Origin of the sequence: Nitrosomonas supralitoralis, assembly GCF_003011925.2 — a bacterium.
Lineage (GTDB): Bacteria > Pseudomonadota > Gammaproteobacteria > Burkholderiales > Nitrosomonadaceae > Nitrosomonas > Nitrosomonas supralitoralis.
The window spans coordinates 1-4821 of the sequence record NZ_PXXU01000101.1 but is presented as its reverse complement, the minus strand read 5'-3'; the positions used below and the strand labels follow the sequence as shown (position 1 = coordinate 4821).

The window sequence follows — 4821 nt, the reverse complement described above, 5'->3', positions numbered from 1 at the left end:
CTTCCTGGAGAACAACCCAAGTCCGGCTGATTTCGTTATCCGTAGAATCATCAGCGTGTTCAATTACGAAAAGCAGATTCTAATATTGAATGACCGGATCAATAACCCCAAGGCCACTGAATCCGCAATTGCTAAAAACAAGCAGATATTGTCAGAATTGACCGCCAGAGTTAATGGAATGAGACGTCAAATAGATGCGTCGGGCAAGATTTATCAGGGGCACCGCAGTCAAAATCAGAACGGTCAAAAGGATGCGGTTTCAATAGACGATTTCTTTCAGTCCGCGAGAAGGGTTAGCCGACTGAATGATGAAAAAATGGAAGAAATGCTGAAAAGCCAAATCTATCCAAGTTTCTATGTTGAGTCCATTGACGGCAGTGAAATAGCAAACGAATGGCAGATGGAAGTGGATATGGCTCAATCCATGATCGAGGAATCAGTGGCTAACTTCTCACGTCAAGCCGGTGAAAGAGGCAGCTACCCGGCTGAAATAGCCAAAGTCACGGCTGAAAGCAACGCTTTTGTTGTTGACGGAAAGCCTATCGTTACAGGCACGATTTCTCGTCAGGATGACGGCTCCCTGGCGATATTCAGCGTTTCCAAAAGATCCGCTTTCAGGGGCACCAAAGGTGATAATGGCATCCGTCAGATACCTTTAGTTCAATTCGTTAAGGGTGGGCAAATATTCTATCCTGGTTCTGCTGAATACGACACGCTCTTGAATGAAGCGGCAAGTATCGAGGATGAGATCAACGATAAAGGATTTCTGGATAACGGTTTTAGCGATATCGTTCCAGAAATAGCGCAACGAAGAAAAGTTGAAATGATGGCTTCCTACTCAACCCACGGCTATGCGCTGCCTCAACCATATTTCCCGTTTGTAATAACGAAAGACAATACGGCTGTAAGACGGAGCATAAAAGAATCACAAAAAAGTATTGTGAAGTCGATTCAATACGGATCATTTGTGGCGCCAGCAAGTCTTGCTGTGGTTAAAATTGATTTGGATAGCTCAATCATGCTCTCTGCAATGCGTGAATATGCGATTGCTAACAATCTAACCTTAACATTAGATGATTTTGAAGGATCGCCCTACAATCTCACTAAAACCATTGGTGCCCTTATTTCAGAGGATGAATTTGGGGAGGCACTGACCGGCAGAACTCAGCAGGAAATAGAGGATCAAGTGAGAGCTTTCATGCGCGAAAAGCTATTCTGGTTCGACTATGGCGACAAAGATCCGTTAGTAGATTACTTTCCATACAATCTCAACGTTCTCAAACAAGCTGCAATCAAGCGGTTGATGGACGCAATCGCAAGCGCTCCGCAGCAGACCGACAATGAAACTGCGGCCACGCAAGAAGATACAAGCACCAGGATAATCGGCATCCGGATTGACACAACCTCGTGGCCTGTCATTATGGAGTGGAAAGAATACATAAAAGAGGCGGCTGACGATGTTGGTGGCGGTCGATATAAGTGGGATAAGCTGAACAAGGCATGGAATGTTTATCAGCCGGTATGGGATAAATTGATGACTGACAGGCCAAACACGGCGCCGGACATTCTTGTTTTGGTAGACGGAACGCTCTCAAAAATCTAACAAGGGATACTTGCAATGAATTTCACCGAATATTTATTTGATAAAGATGTTATCAGCGACATTATCCATGAGCGCAAGAAAGGTTTGGTGGCTAATCGTGGCTTCTCAAATCTACTGAGTTTCGGCCTGAGCGTGATTGCTGAAAGACTTGCAAAGGACCGGCTGAGATATCGGGATTATGGTCCTTACTGGTGGTCTCTCAAGGATGTTATGAATGCAAACGGATATCAGCTTGGAGATCAATCCGATCCGCTGGTAAAAAGCACTTACCGGGGCATTTCTGACGTTGAAACTTTAATCATGGCCGATGAATTCCGCTCTGAATATCTGAAGTCAGAAATAATTCACAGCAATAAGTTCATGCTGGACAGTGAAAGCGGTGAATTTTGGACGCTTTTTGATTCAGATATGGAAGATCCCAGTAAAAAATAACCCCTGCAATGGTCGTAGATGTTTCTAATATTCTTTTGTCTATGAATGATGTTGTTGCGTTGATTGATGCTTTAGAAACTATGAAGATAGAAGAAGAGGTAAATACAAAACAAGAGGTTAAAGCTTGACTAGACATTAATTGTCTATAGCCATTTATGCGTGTAAAATCTTATTCATGACTACAACATCCCACGCGGTCGCGAATGAATTCATTAGATTAGCGCAAGAACAAGGCAAGCAGCTAACAAATATGCAGTTGCAGAAGCTTGTATTTATTGCGCAAGGATATTTTCTTGCGATTCATAATGAGCCTTTGCATTATCATAACGCTCATGCTTGGCAGTGGGGGCCAGTGATACCAAATCTCTATAAATCATTGCAGAAATATGGCTCTAATATTGTTACTGAAATGTTAGTTTCAGAGGATAAAATTGATTCTGGATCGAAAGAAGCTGAAGTCATCAAGGCCGTATTCGAAAACTACGGACATTACACTGGTGGACAGTTATCGACACTGACTCACCGTCCGAGAACTCCTTGGAGCGAAACCTGGGAGAGAAAAAAGTTTGATGTGATTGACCAACAAATAATTAAAAATCATTATCAATCTCTTATAGAAAAAGCTTGACTCTATCAGTAATTTCCCCATCAAAGCTCATTGAGAATGCTGCTTCTCATGATAAACCTATTGAAGAAGATAAAAATCAACCGGATTTAGAGATCAGTCTAGAAGACTATCGTCAACGATACCAAATAAATAACCTAGCGCAGCAGCTTAAAGAAAATAAAGAAAATCATGATTTGCGCACTAAATATGCTAACAAAATATTTTGGTTGGTTTGCGTATGGTTATCTTGTGTGATCTTTGGTTTGCTTTTGTCGGGATTTAGTGAATCAACAGGATTTATCATATCAGATCGCGTTTTAATAACATTTATTGTTACTACAACGTTAAATGTTTTAGGATTATTCGTAATAGTTGCAAAATGGATGTTTCAGCAAAATACCTATCATCCCAAGGTCAAAAAATAATTCAAACTGAGACACCACCAATATCTATAACTTTCTCCTGATAACCTCAATTTCAGGAAAACCATCCATAAAGCGGTAGCCAGCATCATTAATATTGATGTATGGCTACTATCACTGGCAACAACATTCAAGACATGGTTTCGCACTGGCTAAAGACCCCGGTCAATGGCTATCTTGGCTCGGATTACGGCCAGGACATCAAGTCTCTTTTGCAAAACCCTCTTTCGAGCGGTGAACCGGAGGCTGTGTTGCAAAAACTGCGTGTTGATGTGCCGGTGCTGCAGTCCATTCCTGACGGATCAGTCAATTTATACAGCGTACAAACACCTCCTGATCGACTTGATTTGGTAATTGAGGTTGCCGGTCAAGGCATTCAGGTGCCGAATTTGTGATTATTTTCATACTTTATATTTAAGGAATAACCATGCCTAGTGAATATCTGGATATTGAAGGCACCGAAGAAATTAGCGGATTACCAACCCTCACAGCAAGCCCTGGCGCGACAAATGCACTTTCATGTGGTTTTTATGACGTGATTGGCACCGTTCCCTTCGCTTTAATGGTGGGAATGGACGTGAGCGCATTAACTTACACCAACAAGAAAGGTTATTTGGTTCCAGCCAATCAAACCGCTACCGTCAGAGTTCGCAAGGATCGCAAGATCGGTTTTGTTTCAGACGGTACCGAGGGCGTTATTCACATACACAAGATTGGTTAATAACAAGACTGTTTTATATCGATAACTCACGGGACGAGTAAAATTATGCCACGATTTATTTATATTCCGCCTGGGGCAGGTGCCGCCGGTCCAGCCGGCCCAAAATCTGGACCTCCCTTCACATTCAGTACCAGCCTGACGGACGCGAATCCGGGTATAGGGAAGTTTCAATTAAGTGCCGCAGATATAAACGGCGCTGATTTTCTGTATATCCATACCACCACAAATGATGGATATGATATGACCGAGGACTTCAATGTATATGAAGTGGGTGGTCGGTTGTATTTTGAGCAAAGCGTGGGGAATAAGAGAGCCACATTCCAGATAACCTCGATAGAGTTCAAAACGACCTACTGGAAGATTGGCGTAATTCGTATTTCTGGCGTTAATTTCATCGTAGGAAGCTACGTTTTAACCTATTTCGACGCCGCAGAAACCAGAACCTACGAAAATCTGAGCGATCCAGATTTGCCAGAAGCGGGCGCAAATCCTGGTATGGCAATCATTCTTAATAACATCAGCGGAAACCCTGGTGGGCAAAAATGCCTGGCCGTGTCAGACGGTACTGTGTATGGCGTGATTGGCAGGGCTGTGTTAGAGCATGACAACGAAACGCACGCGCTGGTATTTCCAAACACAGGACTAACCTGGACCGCCAGCAATGTCGGTGGGCTCACCAAACTAACGGCCAGCGCAGAGCACGGACTTACTGGCGGCATGTGCGACGGCAAGGCATCATTGCACATTGGTACGGCATCAACAGGATTTGAATTGTATGACCTGTTGCCAGTAACTACCGTGATTAGCACAACCGAAATCCAGACAAGTTTTCCTTGGCCTGGTGGAACTCCTGCTGCTCCTATCGTTACGGAAGTGGGTGTAAGTGCACAACTTAAGCCTACTAAAACACCACCGCTTAAGGCAAATAGCCGCATCATTATTGATGCAAACTATATTGCTTCGGGCAGCAATCAGAAAACGGTTGTTGTCAAATTGGGCGGAAACGATATTTTTACTCCATCCGTCATTACCACAG

7 protein-coding genes are annotated in these 4821 nt (G+C 43.3%); all 7 read left to right on the top strand.

What is annotated here, in order from left to right; translation table 11 throughout:
• On the top strand, nucleotides 1–1603 hold a 1603-nt coding region (locus tag C7H79_RS16385; protein WP_172592492.1), incomplete at its 5' end, for a hypothetical protein.
• A gap of 15 nt (nucleotides 1604–1618) precedes the next feature.
• Complete coding sequence (locus tag C7H79_RS16380; protein ID WP_106708320.1) at nucleotides 1619–2035, top strand: hypothetical protein; 417 nt, start codon at nucleotides 1619–1621, stop codon at nucleotides 2033–2035.
• 250 nt (nucleotides 2036–2285) lie between these two features.
• Entirely contained in the window at nucleotides 2286–2663 is a 378-nt protein-coding gene (locus tag C7H79_RS16375; protein WP_172592491.1) for a Panacea domain-containing protein, read from the top strand.
• Entirely contained in the window at nucleotides 2660–3067 is a 408-nt protein-coding gene (locus C7H79_RS16370) for a hypothetical protein (RefSeq protein WP_106708318.1), read from the top strand. The genes C7H79_RS16375 and C7H79_RS16370 overlap by 4 nt, the downstream gene beginning before the upstream one ends.
• A gap of 101 nt (nucleotides 3068–3168) precedes the next feature.
• Nucleotides 3169–3459 carry a hypothetical protein gene (locus C7H79_RS16365; protein ID WP_106708317.1) on the top strand — a complete coding sequence of 97 codons (291 nt, stop codon included), beginning with the start codon at nucleotides 3169–3171 and terminating at the stop codon, nucleotides 3457–3459.
• Between the two features lie 32 nt (nucleotides 3460–3491).
• Nucleotides 3492–3785, top strand: coding sequence for a hypothetical protein (locus C7H79_RS16360; protein ID WP_106708316.1), 294 nt, complete (start codon nucleotides 3492–3494; stop codon nucleotides 3783–3785).
• A gap of 45 nt (nucleotides 3786–3830) precedes the next feature.
• Nucleotides 3831–4821: hypothetical protein (locus C7H79_RS16355; RefSeq protein ID WP_147383650.1), on the top strand; the 991-nt coding region annotated here is incomplete at its 3' end.

Bases quoted from the DNA above. Each gene is read 5' to 3' on its own strand.
- C7H79_RS16380 (WP_106708320.1), top strand. From the start codon at position 1,619: ATGAATTTCACCGAATATTTATTTGATAAAGATGTTATCAGCGACATT.
- C7H79_RS16375 (WP_172592491.1), top strand. From the start codon at position 2,286: ATGCAGTTGCAGAAGCTTGTATTTATTGCGCAAGGATATTTTCTTGCG.
- C7H79_RS16365 (WP_106708317.1), top strand. From the start codon at position 3,169: ATGGCTACTATCACTGGCAACAACATTCAAGACATGGTTTCGCACTGG.
- C7H79_RS16360 (WP_106708316.1), top strand. From the start codon at position 3,492: ATGCCTAGTGAATATCTGGATATTGAAGGCACCGAAGAAATTAGCGGA.